Origin of the sequence: uncultured Dialister sp. (assembly GCF_900541605.1) — a bacterium.
Taxonomy (GTDB): domain Bacteria; phylum Bacillota; class Negativicutes; order Veillonellales; family Dialisteraceae; genus Dialister.
In genome coordinates, this window is record NZ_UQKJ01000200.1 from 1 (window position 1) to 2,283 (window position 2,283).

Below are 2,283 nucleotides of genomic sequence, written 5' to 3' on the forward strand. Positions count from 1 at the left end.
CTGTGAATAATTAGCGCTTGTAAAAAGCCCATTTAATCAGCGTTTCCTTAGCTTTTAGGAAAGCTGGCCAGCCTACGGCATAAATGACTGGCGGATACAACAGATGGAAAGCGCCGCAGGCTGTAGAGCTTTCCTGACAGCTAGAAGCTCCATGCTGGTGACTCTATCCACCTGCATGCCAATCCACTAACCCACTATCTCACTGTTCCCCTGTTTCCCCATCCACTCCTTCGTCACTTCCACCCATTTCTTAAGAGCCGGGGAGGCGGCGGAAAGGCTTGGGACCGCGAGACCCAGGGTGATGGTGTCGCCGGTGGTGAAAGGGCGGACGGCCACAGAGCCCTGCCAGCCTTCACTCATGAGCTCGTTATTGATAGACAGTCCCAGGCCTCCTTCCACCATGCACCAGGCGGTGTAGTTACTCACGGTGGAAAGGCGGAAATCGGGATGGACATGGTGCCTTCGGAGAAAGGCGTCCACATCGGTATCCTCATGGGGAAGAATATGGACGAAGGGGACGCCGTCCAGGTCCTGGGGATCAATGGCTTCTTTTTCTGCCAGGGGATGGTTCTTCGGTATCCAGACCATGAGCCGGTCCTCCTTGAGGGAAGTCCAGTCTCCCTTGAAATGGGGTGGACGGTTCAGGAAGGCGCAGCTAAGGGCGCCGGAAGCAAGACCTTCCAGACATTCCCGGTTTCCCCATTCCTTCAGGTGGATGCGGACATGGGGATACCGGCGGCTGTAGAGGGAAAGAATGGAGGGAAGCCACCTGGCGGCGGTACTGAAGTAGGATCCGATGGTAAGGTCTCCGGTGATGAGGGAAAGAAGGCTGTTTCGGATATTTTCCGCCCAGTCTTCGGCGGCCGCAATCTCCTGAATGGCGGGCAGGAGAGTTTCGCCTTCCTTCGTCAGGCGGATGCCGTGGCTGGACCGGGAGAGGAGGGGAAATCCGATTTCCTTTTCCAGACTGTCCATCATGCGGGTAATGCCGGAGGGGGAGTAGCCCGCTTCTTCTCCGGCAGCGGTGAGGCTTCCGGTCTCCAGAATGCGGAGAAAGATTCTGTATTTTGTAGTATCCATTGTGGCTCCGTGATAAAAAATAGATTTGAGATTTGAGAGTTGAGAATTGAGGTCCCGCGGCGGAGCCGCAGAACAGTTTGCTGACGGATAGAGCCACGTGCGAGTGACGCTACCGGTTAATATGCCAAACCCGCCGCGGAGCGGCTGTCCAGCTCAAGGCTCAAGGCAAAATGCTCAAGGCTTTGTCTCCAACCGCAAGCATGCAAATCTACTTATTCCAATAGCATTGCTGTTTCATCAATATTATATTGATATACTTGCGCTTCCGTCAATGCACCGGGCCCCGTATACTGGAAGCGGAGTGTGATACCTGTGAATATGAACCTTGCAAAGGGCCTGATGGTTTCTGTGATTTTGGCCAGAAGCACATCATTCCTGTTTTCCAAAATTTCTCTGGCCCATATGGGACTCTTCGAACTGCTGGGACTGCGCTTTTTCTTTGCCTTTCTCATCCTTTTCCTTATATTCCACCGGCGTATGGCGGCTGCCCTGTCTCTTCCTTTCCTGAAAAAGGCGGCGGTTCTGGGGTTCATCCTGTACCTGGTGATGGGGGCGGAAATGATGTCTCTCAAAACGTCGGATATTTATTTCACCGCTTTTCTGGAAAATATGGCTTTTGCCTTTGTCCCCTTTATTCTGTGGGCGGCAGGAGGTAAGCGGCCGTCCCTTTCCCTTATGGGCGCTATCCTGGTCATGGGGGCCGGCGTGGGCTGCCTGACTCTGAAGGGAGGAGGAACGGGCATCCATGCCGGTCTCCTCTGGGGGCTGGCAGCAGCGCTTTTTTATGGGCTCTTCATCATGGAAACAGGGAAAATGGCATCGGCCGTGGACGCCCTGGCCCTGGGGGCCTGGCAGATGGGGGTCATGGGTATCCTGGACCTTGCCACGTCGGTGGTGGTGGAAACACCGGTTATTCCTTCGGATCCCGCCTCCCTGGGGTCCCTTCTGGCACTGACCCTTCTCTGCTCGGCTTTTGGGTTTACCTTCCAGACGGTGGCCCAGAAATATATATCTTCCGAAGATGCGGGATTCCTCTGCGCCCTGGATCCCCTCTTTGCCTCGGTGTGGGGATTCCTTTTCCTGGGAGAAAATCCCGGCGCCACCGGCTGTATGGGGGCCCTGCTGGTGCTCGTCGGCATGGTGGCGGCCCAGGGAAGCGCTGATTAATTCGCAGAGTCAGATTTCATAAGGATTTTTATGCAC

The 2,283-nt window shown here is 55.0% G+C and carries 2 protein-coding genes; one reads left to right on the forward strand and one right to left on the reverse strand.

All coding sequences use genetic code 11. From position 1 onward, the window contains the following. Positions 1-186: 186 nt before the first annotated feature. Positions 187-1,080 carry a LysR family transcriptional regulator gene (locus QZR21_RS09015; RefSeq protein ID WP_296975033.1) on the reverse strand — a complete coding sequence of 298 codons (894 nt, stop codon included), beginning with the start codon at positions 1,078-1,080 and terminating at the stop codon, positions 187-189. A gap of 318 nt (positions 1,081-1,398) precedes the next feature. Here QZR21_RS09015 and QZR21_RS09020 point away from each other — a divergent pair, with 318 nt between their 5' ends. Beyond that, complete coding sequence (locus QZR21_RS09020; protein WP_296101877.1) at positions 1,399-2,247, forward strand: DMT family transporter; 849 nt, start codon at positions 1,399-1,401, stop codon at positions 2,245-2,247. Positions 2,248-2,283: the final 36 nt, after the last annotated feature.